Source organism: Mesorhizobium sp. M0862, from assembly GCF_040319795.1.
In the GTDB taxonomy this organism is placed as follows: Bacteria; Pseudomonadota; Alphaproteobacteria; order Rhizobiales; family Rhizobiaceae; genus Mesorhizobium.
The window spans coordinates 288,119-303,580 of sequence record NZ_JAMYOJ010000001.1 but is presented as its reverse complement, the minus strand read 5'-3'; the positions used below and the strand labels follow the sequence as shown (position 1 = coordinate 303,580).

Annotated in this window: 13 protein-coding genes; 5 read left to right on the top strand and 8 right to left on the bottom strand. The window is 57.9% G+C overall.

Going from position 1 to position 15,462, the window contains the following annotated elements:
* Positions 1-12: 12 nt before the first annotated feature.
* Entirely contained in the window at positions 13-1,368 is a 1,356-nt protein-coding gene (locus tag NKI15_RS01515; RefSeq protein WP_352514407.1) for an NAD(P)/FAD-dependent oxidoreductase, read from the bottom strand.
* Positions 1,369-1,505: 137 nt separating this feature from the next.
* On the opposite strand from NKI15_RS01515, the gene NKI15_RS01510 reads away from it, so the two are divergent.
* The 5 genes from NKI15_RS01510 to dddP all read left to right on the top strand — a co-directional run bounded on the left by NKI15_RS01510 (position 1,506) and on the right by dddP (position 8,097).
* Positions 1,506-2,414 carry a LysR substrate-binding domain-containing protein gene (locus NKI15_RS01510; protein WP_352514406.1) on the top strand — a complete coding sequence of 303 codons (909 nt, stop codon included), beginning with the start codon at positions 1,506-1,508 and terminating at the stop codon, positions 2,412-2,414.
* Positions 2,415-2,657: 243 nt separating this feature from the next.
* Positions 2,658-4,199, top strand: coding sequence for a trimethylamine methyltransferase family protein (locus NKI15_RS01505; protein WP_352514405.1), 1,542 nt, complete (start codon positions 2,658-2,660; stop codon positions 4,197-4,199).
* A gap of 59 nt (positions 4,200-4,258) precedes the next feature.
* On the top strand, positions 4,259-5,908 hold the full coding sequence (locus NKI15_RS01500) for an ABC transporter substrate-binding protein (RefSeq protein ID WP_352514404.1): 1,650 nt from the start codon (positions 4,259-4,261) through the stop codon (positions 5,906-5,908).
* Positions 5,909-6,000: 92 nt separating this feature from the next.
* Complete coding sequence (locus tag NKI15_RS01495) at positions 6,001-6,693, top strand: cobalamin B12-binding domain-containing protein (RefSeq protein ID WP_352514403.1); 693 nt, start codon at positions 6,001-6,003, stop codon at positions 6,691-6,693.
* Between the two features lie 72 nt (positions 6,694-6,765).
* The gene (gene dddP, locus NKI15_RS01490) at positions 6,766-8,097 is read left to right on the top strand and encodes a dimethylsulfonioproprionate lyase DddP (protein WP_352514402.1); all 1,332 of its coding nucleotides are present in this window, start codon (positions 6,766-6,768) and stop codon (positions 8,095-8,097) included.
* Between the two features lie 267 nt (positions 8,098-8,364).
* Here dddP and NKI15_RS01485 read toward each other — a convergent pair whose 3' ends face one another.
* The 7 genes from NKI15_RS01485 to NKI15_RS01455 form a co-directional block, all read right to left on the bottom strand.
* On the bottom strand, positions 8,365-9,315 hold the full coding sequence (locus NKI15_RS01485; protein ID WP_352514401.1) for a GlxA family transcriptional regulator: 951 nt from the start codon (positions 9,313-9,315) through the stop codon (positions 8,365-8,367).
* 13 nt (positions 9,316-9,328) lie between these two features.
* On the bottom strand, positions 9,329-9,970 hold the full coding sequence (locus NKI15_RS01480; RefSeq protein WP_352885636.1) for a dimethylsulfonioproprionate lyase family protein: 642 nt from the start codon (positions 9,968-9,970) through the stop codon (positions 9,329-9,331).
* A gap of 21 nt (positions 9,971-9,991) precedes the next feature.
* Entirely contained in the window at positions 9,992-10,783 is a 792-nt protein-coding gene (locus tag NKI15_RS01475; RefSeq protein ID WP_352514399.1) for a pyrroline-5-carboxylate reductase family protein, read from the bottom strand.
* Positions 10,784-10,872: 89 nt separating this feature from the next.
* Positions 10,873-12,111, bottom strand: coding sequence for a GlxA family transcriptional regulator (locus NKI15_RS01470; protein ID WP_352885635.1), 1,239 nt, complete (start codon positions 12,109-12,111; stop codon positions 10,873-10,875).
* Complete coding sequence (locus NKI15_RS01465; RefSeq protein WP_352514397.1) at positions 12,108-13,157, bottom strand: quaternary amine ABC transporter ATP-binding protein; 1,050 nt, start codon at positions 13,155-13,157, stop codon at positions 12,108-12,110. The genes NKI15_RS01470 and NKI15_RS01465 overlap by 4 nt, the downstream gene beginning before the upstream one ends.
* Positions 13,154-14,038 carry an ABC transporter permease gene (locus NKI15_RS01460; protein ID WP_352514453.1) on the bottom strand — a complete coding sequence of 295 codons (885 nt, stop codon included), beginning with the start codon at positions 14,036-14,038 and terminating at the stop codon, positions 13,154-13,156. Before NKI15_RS01460 ends, NKI15_RS01465 begins: the two co-directional genes overlap by 4 nt.
* Before the next feature lie 175 nt (positions 14,039-14,213).
* Positions 14,214-15,197, bottom strand: a complete 984-nt coding sequence (locus NKI15_RS01455) for a glycine betaine ABC transporter substrate-binding protein (RefSeq protein ID WP_352537369.1) — start codon at positions 15,195-15,197, stop codon at positions 14,214-14,216.
* Between the last annotated feature and the right edge of the window lie 265 nt (positions 15,198-15,462).

The following is a 15,462-nucleotide window of genomic DNA, read 5'->3' as shown; positions in this document are numbered from 1 at the left end:
CTCTCGTTGTATCTAGACTTCAGCTCCGGCCTGTCGGAAACGGACCGCGGTTACGATTCGAACGCCCATCGCTGTGACAGGCCTGGGATACGGCTTGCTGGGACTTGCGCGAGTCTTGAGGATGTCGACTACCGGCGACGATCGCCCTGACGCCAGGTCGGCTATGGCCTTGCCGAAGGCAGCTCCTCGCGCGACGCCTGTACCGTTGCAGAATGCGGCGCCGTAGACCTTCTCCGCCAACTCGCCGAAGACCATTCCGCCATTTTGCGCGAGAGTAAGAAGGCCACCCCAACTGGCCTCGAATCCCATCGACGAGAGCTCCGGCCACCGCCGATCGAATGCGATCTGCTGCTGCACCCGAGCCTTCATCACGTCCTGCGTGGTGGTCTTGAAGTCCGTCGCATAGGAATAGACGTTGCGAAGGAAAAGCCGGTTGTCGATCGTGCGACGAACCGTCGTGCCGAAGCTGTTGGCTGGGATAAGTCCGTAAGCTCTCTTGTTCCCCACCTGCGAAAGCTCGCTCTCGGTGAGCTGTCGTGTCATGCTCGCAAATGTGTACAGCGGTATGGCGCGGTTGTCGAAGAAACCGAACTTGGTCAGATAGCCTGACGCGCAAATGATGACCTTCGACGCCCTGATAGTTCCGGTGGGGGTCTCGCAGACGTGCTTCGGTGCCCCGAACTGCACCGCCACGATGGGGGTGTTTTCGTGAACGGTGACGTTCGCGGGCAGGCTTCTTGTCGCATTCTGGAGATATTTCGCAGGCTGGACCAAGACGGTGCCGGGATGATGCAAGGCTTTGATGTAGTGCTTGCTGCCGGTGATCGCCTGAATTTCGGGGGTCTCCACCCAGCTGTAGTTCTGGCCAAGCTTATCCAGCGCCGCCGAAAAGCGGTGCAGGTCCTCCACGCCGTGAGCGGTGGCCGCGCTGTGGTATTTTCCCTGCGCGTCCCAGTCGCAATCGACCCCATGCTCTTCGACAGCGCTTCGGATGTAGGCGATCCCGTCCAGGTTAACGAACAACTCTTCCTTGTTCCCTTTGATGTCTTCGACGAAATCGCGCTTCCGGGGATTGTGCGCGAGATCGATGACGAAACCCATGCACCGTCCGGATGCATTGTTGCCAATGCGGCCGGCATCTACCAAGACAACCGAAGACTGCGGGTTGAGTTCGGCAAATCGACGGGCCGCGTGCAGCCCCATCCAGCCGCCGCCAATCACCAGGCAGTCACATGCAACGTCGCCTTCTTGAGGTAGCAGCGCCAACTCCGGCCCTGACGTAGTGTACCAACCGGACATAGTCGGTTCGGGATGGGGTGGCTGAACGACTTTGCGCTCTTTCGTCATCGTTTGGTTGAACGAATTCACTGCCAACTCGCTGGGTTCAGGCGACCGATGACGAAGGCTTGGCAACAATCCGCGGTCGCATTGTTTCCCTGTTCGAATAGACCAGTTGGCGGGCATCTCGTAGACGGAAAAGATGGCGTCTGATATAGAACTGCTTCATGTCAAAGCTTCGTAGCCTGGTGCCTTCGACGCATTCGCTTTTTGTCTTCGAAGCGGCTGCCCGAACCCTGAGTTTCAAAAGCGCAGCCAGCGAGCTCAACGTGACGCAACCGAGCGTCTCGCACTCGATCAAGTCGTTCGAGAAGCATTGCGGGACCGCGCTCTTTGCCCGTGATAATCGAGGCGTGCAGCTGACGGAGGCTGGCCGGCAGCTCTACGATGAGGTGCGCACCAGTTTCCGCCGTCTGGAACAGAGGCTTGAGACCATCTCCGATCGCGGAAAGAAATACATCACTTTTGCTGCGTCGACATCCCTAGCCGCACATTGGCTTGCGCCTCAACTCTATCATTTCCAGGAAGAACATCCGGACGTTATGATCAAGGTTGTCGCCACCGATCGGGATATCGAGCCCGATCACGAAGTGGACGTCACCGTATGGGTGCGCCCACGGGATTTTGACAGTACGAATAGTTGGTTCGTATGCGACGAGATCATTTTTCCCGTCTGCTCCCCCGCATATCTTCTGGCACATGCCGCTCCAAAGAGCGTCGATGAATTGGTTCGACACCAGCTCATTCATTCGTCCGATGCTTTTCGCAAGCGAATGAGCTGGCCGGAATGGGTCGCGCTTGCAGGCGGAGATGCCAACGAGACAAAGCCTAACATTGTATTCAATGACTATCAGCTGACGCTTCAAGCAGCTCTTGCAGGCGAAGGAATCGCATTGGGATGGTCCCTGACCGCCCAACACCTGCTCAACAACCGCCAGCTGGTTCGGCCCATCGCGACCGAGATCAAGACCGACCGCGCCTTCTTCCTCTTGTCAAATGAAGATGCCGGCAAAAACAAGAAGTGCAAGGTTCTTGTGGACTGGTTCCTCGCTCAGTCGAAGGAATTGCGCCCTTAGACCGGCTACCGGCGTCGCGCCCCGGTTCCTGACCCCGCCGCGTCGGCTATCCTTACCAGGTAACCGGCACCTGCGCCGTCGACCCAGGTATAAACTGAGTTTAACGCCAGCGAAACCTTTTGCGAGTCCTCAGGGCGTTCGCCGAACCCTATCATCAAAGTCAATGAGCAGGGCCGCGTTCCTTACGCGGACCGAAGAAGGCTCTTTTGACGGGGACCTTTTGCGCCCCTCTGGGAAAACGCGATGTTGGACACTGATACTCCCGCAATCCGGCGCCGCGGAGGACGCGCGTCGGTCGTAGCCGCCCGGGAAGCAGAGAAGAGGCCTCGCGTCTCGACCATCAAGTACGGCATTCGGCCTGTGGAGGCCGTCACGGCTGAGCAGCTTGAGCGCATTCACCAGGCTTCGTTGGCGATCTTGCGCGAGATCGGAATCGAATTCCGCGATGAAACGGCGATCCGGCAATGGAAGGAGGCTGGCGCCGACGTCCAAGGCCAGCGTGTGCGCCTCGATGGCGAGATGCTGATGCATCTGATCTCCAAGGCGCCATCCCGTTTTGAGATGACATCTCGCGATCCGTCACAGCGTTTCGAGATCGCGCCGGACACAATGACCTTCGGCGCCATGCAAGGCGCGCCAAACGTCCGTGACCTTCAGGGTGTGCGACGCGCATCCACGATCGAGGATCTGCGGAACATGAACCGGCTGACCCAGATGCTGCCGGGGTTCCATATCGCCGGCGGGTTCACCTGTGAGCCGACCGACATCGCTGTTCCATGGCGCCATTTGCACATCAACCATTCGAGCCTGGTGGAAACCAACATGCCCTTCTTCGGTCTGACGACCGGGAGACAGCGAGCCGAGGACTCGGTCGCCATGGGGCAGATCGTCCATGGCACGGCTTTTATGGACCAGAACGCGGTGATGATGGGGCACGTATCGGGAAACTCACCGCTGGTTTGGGATTCGACCATGCTGGAAGGGCTCCGCGCTTTCGTCGAAGCGAACCAGGTCGTCCTGCTGTCGCCTTTTGTGCTCGGTGCCGCAAACACTCCCGCCGACATCCCGGCCACAATCGCCCAGTTGAACGCCGAGGCGCTGGCAGCCCTCGCCTACACCCAGTTGGTCAGGCCCGGCGCCAAAATGATCTATGGGCAATATTCAGTCTCGGTGTCGATGCGCAGCGGCGCCCCGATGTCCGGCATGCCCGAAGTCACTCTGATCAACGCCGTCATCGGCCAACTGGCAAGGCGGTATGGTCTGCCGTGGCGAACGACTGCATCCCAGTCATCCGCCAAGACCTTTGATGCTCAGTCCGGCTACGAGTCGGCGATCGCTTACATGTCGGGGGCGAGCGCAGGCGCGAACCTGATGATGCACGCGGGCGGCTGGGATGAGGCCGGCCTCGTATGCTGCATGGCGAAGTTTGTCGCCGATGCCGAACAGAACCTGCTGATCGAAAAATACGCGCGGGGGATTTCGTTCGAGCATTTCGACGACGCTCTCGAGGCAGTGCGGCGCATCGGCCCCGGCGGCCACTATCTCGGAGATTCCTTCACGCTCAAGCGCTTTAAGGACGCATTCTTCGCGCCTGAGATCCTCGATTACCTCAGCTATGAGCAGTGGAAGGTCAAAGGCTCCAAGGATATGGCGCAGCGCTGCCGTGAGAAAGCGACATCGATCATCGCGAGTTACGAGCAGCCGCAGATGGATCCAGCCGTGCGCGAGGAACTCGATGCATTCGTGGCGCATCGCCAGGAGGAAATCTCGCCAAGCCTCGCCTAGGCATCCGCCCAAGAACCCACGCGATCAATATCCGGGAAACACTAGCAAGGGAGAAGAAAATGGGACTGTTCAGAAGCAATGGGAATCACGTTCCGGCTGCCATCGAAAAGATGGCGAGCGACGTCAAAGCCGGACAAATGGACCGGCGCGAGTTTCTCGCGCTTGCAAGCACGTTCGGCGCCTCGGCTGCGATGGCCTACGGCTTGATCGGCGTGGCATTGCCGCAGCCCGCACGCGCGGCCGAGCCGAAGAAGGGCGGGACTCTGCGCGTGTCCATGCCGGTCAAGGCGCAGAAAGACCCACGTACCTATGACTGGGTTGAACTTGCCAACATTTCTCGCTGCTGGCTCGAACCGCTGGTTCGCTACACACATGAATTCACATTTGAACCTGTCCTGCTGGAAAGCTGGGAGGTCAATGAGGATGCCACCGAATATGTCTTCCATGTCCGGAAGGGCGTGACCTGGAACAATGGCGACGCTTTCGACGCCGATGACGTAGTCCTCAACATCACCCGCTGGTGCGAGAAGGGCGTCTCCGGCAATTCGATGGCCGCGCGCGTCGGGGGACTGATCGATACCAAGACCGGCAAGGCGAGAGATGGAGCGATCGTCAAGGTCGATGACCATACCGTCAAGCTCAAGCTGAGCGACCCGGACATCGCCATCATCGCGAATTTCACCGACTACCCTGGACTGATCGTCCATCGCAGTTTCGATGCCGGCGGCGCCGACCCGGTCGCAAAGCCGATCGGAACGGGCGCCTTCGAACTGGTATCCTACGCGGTCGGCAGCAAGGCTGAAGTCAAGCGGCGGGAGAATGGCAAATGGTGGGGCGGCGAAGCTCTGCTGGATGGAGTGCAATTCATCGATTATGGCACCGACTTCCAGGCAACGGTGGCAGCCTTCGACTCCGGTGAGATCGATGTGAATATGGAGACACCGGCTGACTTCATCGACATTCTGGACAAGATGGACGTGGTCAAATCGGAGGTCGCCACCGCAACGACGCTGGTGTGCCGCACCAACACGGCCAACAAACCCTACGACGACAAGAAGGTCCGTAATGCGCTGCAGATGGCGGTCGACAACAACACCATCCTTCAACTCGGCTATGCAGGACGGGGAACGGTCGGCGAAAACCATCACGTCGCGCCGATCCATCCGGAATATTATGCCTTGCCCAAGAAGAGCCGGGACGTCGAGGGCGCGAAGAAACTCATTGCTGAATCCGGACATGCCGACTTCGAGCATGAACTAATTTCGATCGACGAAGACTGGCAGAAAAACACCGGTGACGCCATTGCGGCGCAGCTTCGAGAGGCCGGCATCAAGGTCAAGCGCACGGTGCTTCCGGGTTCGACTTTCTGGAACGACTGGGCGAAGTATCCCTATTCGCTGACCGTTTGGTACATGCGACCGCTCGGGGTGCAGGTCCTGGCGCTGGCTTATCGCACTGGCGAGGCGTGGAATGAGACTGCGTACGCAAACGCCGACTTCGATGCCAAGCTCAAAAAGGCGTTCTCGGTCAGCGACGCCGCCAAGCGGAAGGAACTGATGCAGGACATCGAAGACGTGCTGCAGGATTCTGGGGTCATCATCCAGCCGTTCTGGCAAAGCCTCTTTGGTCACATGAACAAAAAAGTTCAGAATTATGCAATCCATCAGACTTTCCAGATGGATTTGCAGAAAGTCTGGCTGGCAGCCTAGCAGACTCCCAAGGCTCCAACCGGAAGCCTGGTCGGTGCGCCATCGAGCATGGGGTGCCGACCTCCTTTGAACTATGCGTGAGGCGACCCGACATGGCCGACGACGAGATCATCCTTTCCGAGCTTTCCGACGACGAGTTGGTGCAGCAGATGCACGACGACCTCTATGACGGGTTGAAGGAAGAGATCGAGGAAGGCACCAACATCCTGCTCGAGCGCGGCTGGGTGCCCTACAAGGTGCTGACCGAGGCGCTGGTCGAAGGCATGCGCATCGTCGGCGAGGATTTTCGCGACGGCATCCTGTTCGTTCCCGAAGTGCTGCTCTCCGCCAACGCGATGAAAGCCGGCATGTTCATCCTGCGGCCGCTGCTCGCCGCCACCGGCGCGCCCAAGCAGGGCAAGATGGTGATCGGCACCGTCAAGGGCGACATCCACGACATCGGCAAGAACCTCGTCGGCATGATGATGGAGGGCGCCGGCTTCGACGTCATCGACCTCGGCATCAACAATGCGGTCGAGAAATACATGGCAGCGATTGAAGAGCACCAGCCCGACATCATCGGCATGTCGGCGCTGCTGACCACGACCATGCCCTACATGAAGGTCGTCATCGACACGATGAAGGAAAAGGGCATTCGCGACGACTATGTCGTCCTGGTTGGCGGCGCGCCGCTCAACGAGGAATTCGGCAAGGCCGTCGGCGCCGATGCCTATTGCCGCGACGCGGCGGTAGCGGTCGAGACGGCCAAGGATTTCATGAAGCGCAAGCACAACGTCCGCAACTGAGTACCCATACTGCCGATACCCGCAGAACAGAGGCACAGGCATTCTTTGCCGAACCCAAGAGACTTCGCCAACATGTCCTCGTTTTCGATCATCAGTCATAAAATCGATCCCACTAGGGGAGAGATCGCGCGAAGGCCTGATGGGAGCATCGACGACAATGATCGTGTCGAAATAGGACCGACGGACATCGCGTTTGCCGAGTGGGCTGCATTGGGTCTCTCGGCTCCCACCCTCGATCGGATGAGAAGCACGCGCCTCCAACGGATCGTGAGCCAGCTACGCAAGCGGGACTACGCCGGCGTGCTATGCTTCGATCCATTGAACATCCGATATGCAACTGACTCCTCGAACATGCATCTTTGGATCACGCACAATCCGTCACGGGCCGTTTTTGTTTCAGCAGATGGCTACGTTGTTCTTTGGGACCTCCATCACTGCGGGCACCTTTCGGAGCATCTGCTATTGGTGAACGAGATTCGCATGGACGGTGCGGGCTTCTACTATTTCGCGGCTGGCGATCAGGAGGAAGCCGTTGCCAAAAGTTTTGCAGGGCAAATTGATGAGTTGTTGCGAACGCATGGGGGCAAGAACCGCCGCCTTGCAGTCGATAAGATCGAGATCCCCGGCTTGCGCGCACTGGACGCCGCCGGCATCGAGATCTGCAACGGTATGCAACTCATGGAGCATGCAAGGGCTGTAAAGGGTATCGACGAGATCAATGCCATGCGCTGCTCCCTGGCAACGTGCGAAATCGCGGTTGCGAAAATGCGCCAGCTTTTGCGACCAGGTATTGCAGAAACCGAATTGTGGTCAGTTCTCCATGCAGAAAACATCGCGCGCGGAGGCGAATGGATCGAGACACGAATACTCACTTCTGGCCCGAGGACAAATCCCTGGATGCAGGAAGCAGGACCCCGAAGGATAGCGGCAGGAGATCTGGTTGCCTTCGATACCGATATGGTGGGACCATATGGTATGTGCGCAGACTTTTCGCGAACCTGGTTTTGCGGTGATGGGCGCCCCAGCGATGAACAACGCAGACTTCACGCCATAGCTCTTGAGCACATAACGACCAACATGGAACTTTTGCGGCCAGGCATCGCCTTCACTGAGCTCACCCAGCGCGGCCACAAACTACCTGAAGAATTCGTAGATCAACGATACGGGGTCATGATGCATGGTATCGGGCTGTGTGACGAATATCCTGCGATCTATTACCCTCAAGATTTCATTCCGGGAGCGTTCGACTACATCCTCGAGCCAGGCATGACATTGTGCGTAGAGGCTTACATTGGTGCCGTCGGGGGCCGTGAAGGCGTAAAACTCGAAGAGCAGGTCCTGATAACCGAGGACGGGTACGAGAAGCTCACGAGGTGTCCTTTCGACGCTGCATTGATCAGTTGAGCCGCTGTCTCCAGGTCTGGTTTCGATGTCGGTGAGTTTGGCGGCCGAAGCATCACCCTCCTGCTCTTCGACGACCAACCCCATGACAGGCGACGATCGAACCCTTGATGGCGGATTGACTATGGGTATCCCGCTTGTCGGCACGACCGAGACAGTCACGCCGCCGTTCTCCAGGCGCCTCACGAGGTGCCCTAAGCCAGCCGCACGGGCGGTCTTGTGCTTGGCCCGTCACGGTTACTCACGGCCTCTGTCAAAGCAGGCAACAAATCAGCCGCTCCTGATCGTGGTCGGCCTAACGCCGGTGTGCTGGCGGAAAACGCGACTGAAATGTCCGGCGTTCGTGAAGCCACACTTGGACGCGATTTCGCCAATCTGCAGATCGCTATTTTCAAGCAAGGATTTAGAGCAGTGCACCCTCAGGGCCAGGTAGGACGCCATCGGGCTCAGCTCGAGTTCAGCCGCAAAGAGCCTTTCCAATTGCCGCCGGGAGCAACCGACCCGACCGGCTATGTCTGTGACAGACATTTTCTCTTCCAGATTGCTCTCCATCAACAGCAAAGCTCGTCTTACCACCCGGCTCGATGCATTTGGAAATAGATCGCCAAGTGGTTGGACATCGCGGGTGCTGCGGATACGGTCAAGGACGAGGATCTTGGCCGCCTTCTCCGCGGCCTTCTGGCCGATCAATTGGGAAACGAAGAAACCTGCCAGATCGGCCGCGCCCGTACCTCCAGCGCAGGTCGCGCGATCACGATCGACCGAATAAAGACTGTCGGCGTTTGCGTTGACTTGGGGAAATGACGTCCGAAAATTTGTGATATGGAACCAGCTTACGGTTGCTTTGTATCCATCCAGCAAGCCATATCGGGCAAGGACGAAACTTCCCGTGCAGAGCGCGGTCAACGGTATTTTCTTCTCGGCAGCGCGAAGAAGAAACTGCTCACCATCGGAGCTTAGTCCGCGGCTTTTGTCGAGAAGGCCCCCGACCACGACAATGTTGTCGAAATCCTCGGGTCTGCCCGAGGTTTTGCCAGGGAGCAATTCGACGCCGCAACTCGCCCTGATCGGCAGGCCATGATCGCCGATGATCTGCCAGTCGAATTCGACCCGACGGCTCCTGTCCCCTTCATCGCCTGCCAGGCGCAGTGTGTCGATGAACAGCGAGAGGGGCGAAAGCGTGAAATCCCGAACCAGCAAAAATGCAAATCTCTTGGTCACGCGATAAGTATCTCTATTCCGACGACTTAACCGGTCTGCCAAGGTCAGCAGGGGGCTGGCTGCCGACCCATAGGCACCAGAAAGCCAGCAATGGAGCGTTGTCTGAGGCCATAGCGTGCCGGATGTTCGGTTCGTTGTAGAGTGTCCCACCGACACCCGGCTCGAACCAACCCGAATTGCCGTGCTGGAAACGGCCTGGTGACAAGATGAGGTACACTTCTTCGGGCCCGTGATTGTGATCAGGGTATCGAACATCGGGGGCGAGCAGCGAAGCGCCGACGGCGACGTCCTTGCGTTGCTCGAGACCTCCTTGCCCGATGATCATCGAGTTTGCGTGACCAGTCGACCAGTTCTCGCTGGCAAAAGGCCCACTTGCTGGCCGCACAGCCCATTTCAGATTTGGCTCTAACGCAGCAAATGCATCCGTGACGCGAGCGAGCTGCGCTGATCCTGACCGCCCAAAGGAATAGGCATTTCCAAGATGCCGGCAAACCGGGATTCGCGTGCCTTGTACGGTGCCGCTTGTGCCCGCTACGCGAAGTGCTTCAAAAATTCGGGCGACTGAGGCTTCCGCTTCCGCCTCCATGGGGGCAACTGCAAACGCCTCATCGAGGGCCGCCACAAACGTTTCCAGCAATGTCGATCGGCTTTCCAAATCCTGATTTCTCCTCGTGCTTCAATTACGAATGATTGTCGCAGCCTTAGCGGCGGCGGCCTCCAGTCCGCTTGCCACGACATGGTTGAACCCTCCATCCAGCATGGCTTGCAACGCCGCGGCGGTGAGGCCGCGATAGTCGATCATTTCTTTGACGATGTCTGCCGGGTCGACATCGCCGCTAGCAAACAGCTGGCTGGCACCGGCCACCAAACCCTTGGCGGCGCGTTTGGCAAAATCGGGCGGAAGCCCTTGGCTGACGGCATGTGCTACGAGCGCTTCGGCAAGCAGAGCTGGAAAAGCCGCACCGGTGCCTGTCATACCCGCACAATAGTCGACGTGGAATTCAAGCGGTACCTCGGCGGACTCCCCGCAAGCCTCAAACAGCTGGTGGACCACGCGCTTGTTTTCAGCCGAGACCGAAGCCGTTGCAAACCACGGGGTAAAGGACCGGCGGATCGCGGCGGCAGCATTGGGAATGGACCGGACGATCTCGTGCGTATTCGTGCCGTCAGCAATCGTCTGCGCCGAAATACCGGCCATTACGGACACCACCAGCTTGCCGCGGGCATCAATGAGCACTCCTGGAAATTGATCTGGGCGGACCGAAAGAACTACTACGTCTGAACGTTCGACCAAATTTTTGTTGTCATGGGTCCACTTTGCACCCGGAATGTCCACGCGGCGATCTGATCGTCCAGATAACGTCAAGCGGGTCGGATCAATCGACCCGCTTGAAACAGCTGCTTGCGCTATGGCGCTCCCGAGCCAGCCATTGCCGCCAATGATGCCTATGCGCGCTTCGATGCTCACGTGCAAATCTCCCTCTCTGGCCTACAGATGTCGAGCGTCGGAATCTTCTAGCGAGCCACGCCAAGTTTGGTTGCTGTGGAGCAAGCTGATCAGATACCGGAAAACTGCCTTTGGAGGCCGTGCCGACTGGACTCTTCAGATACTTCCCGGCTGCGCGTTGTCGGCCATTCCTGACGACGGACAAGCCGCCCTCCCTGCCTGTGCGCAAACGGCGATTCCCCATAGGTGGCTTTGTACAGCCTGGAAAAATGACCGTGGCTCGCAAACCCGCAAGCGAAGGCAACTTCCGTAACAGCGGTTTCCGTCTGCAGGATCAAATGTCGCGCGCGCTCGAGCCGGATTTCCAAGAAATACTTCTTGGGTGTCGTTTGGAGGTACCTCTCGAAGAGACGCTGCACTTGCCTAGGCGTGATTCCGATGCGGCGGGCGATCTCAGCGGCAGACGGCGGTTCCTCGATTCGCTCGCGCATGATCTGAATTGCCTCGATTAAATGCCTGCTTCGGATGCCGCTGCGCGCCTGTAGCGAGAAGCCCTGTACAGAGTTGGCGGTGCGAACGCCGCTGTAAACCATCTGCTCGGCCACGGCGATCGAGAGATCTCGACCATGCTTCCTCTCAATCAGGTGAAGCATCAAATCTGTGGCAGCAGTGCCGCCTGACGCGGTGATGCACCTTTCGTCCGCGACGAATACGCTGCGGACCAAGTCTACTTGGGGAAATTCCTGGCGGAAACTGTCATGGTACTCCCAATGGATTGCGGCGCGCGCACCGTCCAGAAGGCCGGCCCGGGCCAGGATGTGTGCACCCGAGCACAAGGCCCCGATTTGCACGCCGCGGGCGCGCTCCCGTCTTACTGCCGAGACCAGCAGGCGGATATCTTTGTGCTGCATGTCTATTCCAGAGAGCACGAACAGCATGTCACATGCCGGAAGCCTATCGAACCTGTGATGCACCTTGGTCTCGAAACCGTTGGAGCTTCTAGCTGATGCTCCGTCCGCCGAGGCAAGCGACCATGTGTAGAGTTGCTTTCCGCTCACAAGATTGGCGAGACGAAGCGGCTCGCTCGCGCATGAAAACGCGAAATGCGTGAAGTCATCAACCAAAGCGAACAAAAAACGTTGGGGCGTCTGCGATCGTGCCAAGCCTGGTTCGAGGGACTTTTGACGCACAAGATTGTAGTCAGGCTGCTCGATCCTGGCTTGCCGAGTGTGCTGCTTTGTGCCGGCTGAAGCTCTTGTCTCCCTGCCGGTAAAGGCGTGGTCGGATAGCTTCCCGAGCTTATTGTTTGACGTATTGCCCCCGACAATCGGATGGCGGATCCCGATCATTTCACCTCCGCCTCGCCTTCCGATGAGATGGCCGCCGTGATCAGGCGTAGGGAAACCGCTCCGATAGGGCGATCACGGTCATCAATGATGATAGCCGTATCGAAGGATGAACTCGTCAGTTCTCCGGCGGCGACCTCGAGCGTGGTACCGGACTTCAACTTTGGCATTGAACCGGTGTCGGATTGTCCGAGCGCCTCCATCACCGCGTCAACCTTCAGGTAACGCGCGCGGTTCACATCCTTGATGAAACGCTTGATGTAGTCGTCGGCGGGGTGGATTAGAATACGCTGGCTGTCACCTTGTTGGATGATCTCCCCGTCACGTAGAATCGCGATCGAATCGCCAAGCCGAAGTGCCTCGTCGAGGTCGTGAGTTATGAACACCACGGTCTTTTTCAATTCCTTTTGCAGTTCCAGCAACATCTTCTGCATGTCGGTTCGGATCAGCGGATCAAGAGCCGAGTAGGCTTCATCCATCAGCAGAATGGAGGCGTCGTTGCTCAGGGCGCGAGCGAGTCCGACCCGCTGCTGCATACCGCCCGACAACTCATTGGGATAGCGCGCTTCAAACCCATTGAGACCGACCCGTTCGATCCAGCGCATGCCGATCTCGCGGCTTTTGGCCTTTTCCATCCCGCGCACTTCCAGCCCGAACGTCACGTTGTCGATGACGCTGCGGTGCGGCAGCAGGCCAAACCGCTGGAAAACCATGGCAGTATGGTTGCGCCGAAACTCACGCAGCTCCGTTTCCGGCATGTCCAGGACGTTGCGCCCGTTAACAAGTATGGAACCGGAGGTTGGTTCGATCAACCGGTTGACGTGGCGGATCAGAGTCGACTTCCCGGACCCCGAAAGGCCCATGACAACCTGGATCTTACCTCCCGGCATCGAGATATTGATATTGTTCAGGCCCAGAATATGCCCATGGACTTTGCTCAGTTCGGTCTTCGTCAGACCGTTCTTAATCGAATCGACGTACTGCCGAGGCGAAGGCCCGAATATCTTATAGAGATCACGAATCTCGATCGAAGTTTCGTTGCTGCTCATGCCGCGCCGCCTCGGTGCTTCTGCAGCCGCTGACCATATGCCTGGCTGATCCTGTCGAAAATGATGGCGATGCCGACAATAGCGAAGCCATTGAATATTCCCTGTGTGAAATACTGGTTGGCGATGGCCTGAAGCACGTTGAGTCCAAGGCCTTGCACGCCGATCATAGAGGCGATGACCACCATACCCAGCGCCATCATGATGGTCTGGTTGATACCGGCCATGATCGTGGGCATCGCGAGTGGAAACTGAACCTTCCAAAGCTTCTGGGAGCGTGAGCAGCCATAGGCGTCGGCCGCCTCGAGCACTTCCTTATCGACAAGCCGGATGCCAAGGTCGGTGAGGCGGATGATCGGCGGGATGGCATAGATAACGACGGCAATGAAACCGGGCACGCGGCCGATGCCGAGCAGCATGACAACGGGAATGAGGTAAACGAAGGGCGGCATGGTCTGCATGACGTCGAGGAGTGTCTTAAGGACACCGCCGAAACGCTCCAAGCGGTTCATCATGATGCCCAGGGGAATGCCGATACCGATGGAGAAGATCGTCGCGGCGAAAACAAGCGAGATCGTCAGCATAGCATCGTGCCAGAGGCCCAGGAGACCGATAGCGATCAGCGTGCCGACCACTCCCGCGACCACGCTCCTGTTATGGGACGCAAACCAAGCGATGCCGGCGAGCACCAGAATGATGAGCGGCCACGGCGCACCTGTCATGACGTTCTCAAAGAAAGTCAGCATACGCTGCAGTGGATAGAAAGAGTTCTCGATAGACTGGCCATACAGGCGAGTCAGCGCTTTGAGAGAACCGTCAATGCCGCGCTTGATAGCGAGAAGAGCCTCGGGACTTACCTGAGGGAACTTGAACAGCCAATCCATATCTATTCCCCCTTCTGCGCCACCTTGCGCCGAAACCGTGCATGCCGGATCGGCGGCGGCGAATTTAAATTCCGCCTTGTCCATCGCACGGGCAAAGGGCATTTTGGTCCATTGGACGACGGCCTGCGATCCGGGAGGCCCCGGAGTCGCCGGGGCCTTCCGGTAGTCTCAGGTTTTAGAGAGCGGCCTTGACCTTCGCTGCGACCTCGGCGGGAACCCACTTCTCCCAAACTTCCGGCATGTTCTTCAGGAACCACTTGGCACCATCGGCACCGTTTGCCTGGTTATCGGTCATCCAAGCCATCACCTTGCTAACTTCTGCCTGGTTCCAGCTGCGCTTGGCCAAGTAGTCTTTGACAGCCGCATCGGCGCGATCCGAAAACGACTTGCTTGCCAACGTGACCATCTCGGCCTGCTTCCAATAGTTCGGCTTCGGGTCTGGGCAGTCCTGCTTGGAGGTGCAGCGTGCCCATTCAGCTTCATCGTGTGCCATCTCGAGGCGCACCATTGGGTATTTGACGAGAAGGGAGGTAGGCGCCCAGTATTGGGTGATAAAGCCCTGCTTCTGCTCATATGCCTTCGAAATGGCACCATCGAGAGCAGCGGCCGATCCGGTCGGCACCATGACGAAGTTGGGGTTATTCAGAGCCTTGAAGAGCTGAGCGGTGACAACGGTGTCGCCCCAGCCTTGCGGGCCCTGGATGACAGCGCCCTTCGACGAGTCCTCGCTTGAGGGAAACAGTTCTGGATGCTTCATGGCATCCTCGACTGTCTTAATGTCCGCATGCGCCTTGGCGAAGTATTCCGGAATGTACCAACCCGAAACCTGACCGTCGCTGATTGCCGTGCCAACCTGGCTGATCCGGCCTTCCTTCTCCCCATCCGTGTAGACTGCTCCAAGCAGACTCGGTGTCGCCTCAGAGGCTATATCCGGTTGGCCCTTTTCAATCATAGCGGTGATGGTCGGGACGGTATCACCGGCCACGACGGTCGCGTTGCAGCCATAGCCTGTCTGCAAGATCGCCTGATCGACATTCGTCATGGCCTGGCTGGACTGCCAGCTAAACTCACCCAATGAAACATCGCCACAATCTGCATAAGCTGACCCAGCAAAACATGTTGCAGCGATGACGACCGTTAAAGGAAGTATATTCTTCACTTTATTCTCCTCTGTAGTGATGTGAATGTAGCAATTCGATAAGCATGCTCTCATATATATTTTGGCGCACTTCAGATTGCTTGTATAGAGCGTTAGAATGCTGCAATTTCATGATCACAACGTGGCAAACGCTCGCCAGTTGGAATCGCAGCAGGATGATCGGCCCCAGTTCCCAGTCGCCCGTCTTGGCGATCTTACCTGCGCTAAAAAACACAAAACGAAGCTGTAGACAATATGTATTTTATACCGCTACAAAGAACCTTCA

What these genes read in the sequence shown, in the direction of transcription:
- NKI15_RS01510 (WP_352514406.1), top strand. Translation starts at nt 1,506, where the DNA reads ATGTCAAAGCTTCGTAGCCTGGTGCCTTCGACGCATTCGCTTTTTGTC.
- NKI15_RS01505 (WP_352514405.1), top strand. Translation starts at nt 2,658, where the DNA reads ATGTTGGACACTGATACTCCCGCAATCCGGCGCCGCGGAGGACGCGCG.
- NKI15_RS01500 (WP_352514404.1), top strand. Translation starts at nt 4,259, where the DNA reads ATGGGACTGTTCAGAAGCAATGGGAATCACGTTCCGGCTGCCATCGAA.
- NKI15_RS01495 (WP_352514403.1), top strand. Translation starts at nt 6,001, where the DNA reads ATGGCCGACGACGAGATCATCCTTTCCGAGCTTTCCGACGACGAGTTG.
- dddP (WP_352514402.1), top strand. Translation starts at nt 6,766, where the DNA reads ATGTCCTCGTTTTCGATCATCAGTCATAAAATCGATCCCACTAGGGGA.
- NKI15_RS01470 (WP_352885635.1), bottom strand. Translation starts at nt 12,111, where the DNA reads ATGATCGGGATCCGCCATCCGATTGTCGGGGGCAATACGTCAAACAAT.
- NKI15_RS01465 (WP_352514397.1), bottom strand. Translation starts at nt 13,157, where the DNA reads ATGAGCAGCAACGAAACTTCGATCGAGATTCGTGATCTCTATAAGATA.
- NKI15_RS01460 (WP_352514453.1), bottom strand. Translation starts at nt 14,038, where the DNA reads ATGGATTGGCTGTTCAAGTTCCCTCAGGTAAGTCCCGAGGCTCTTCTC.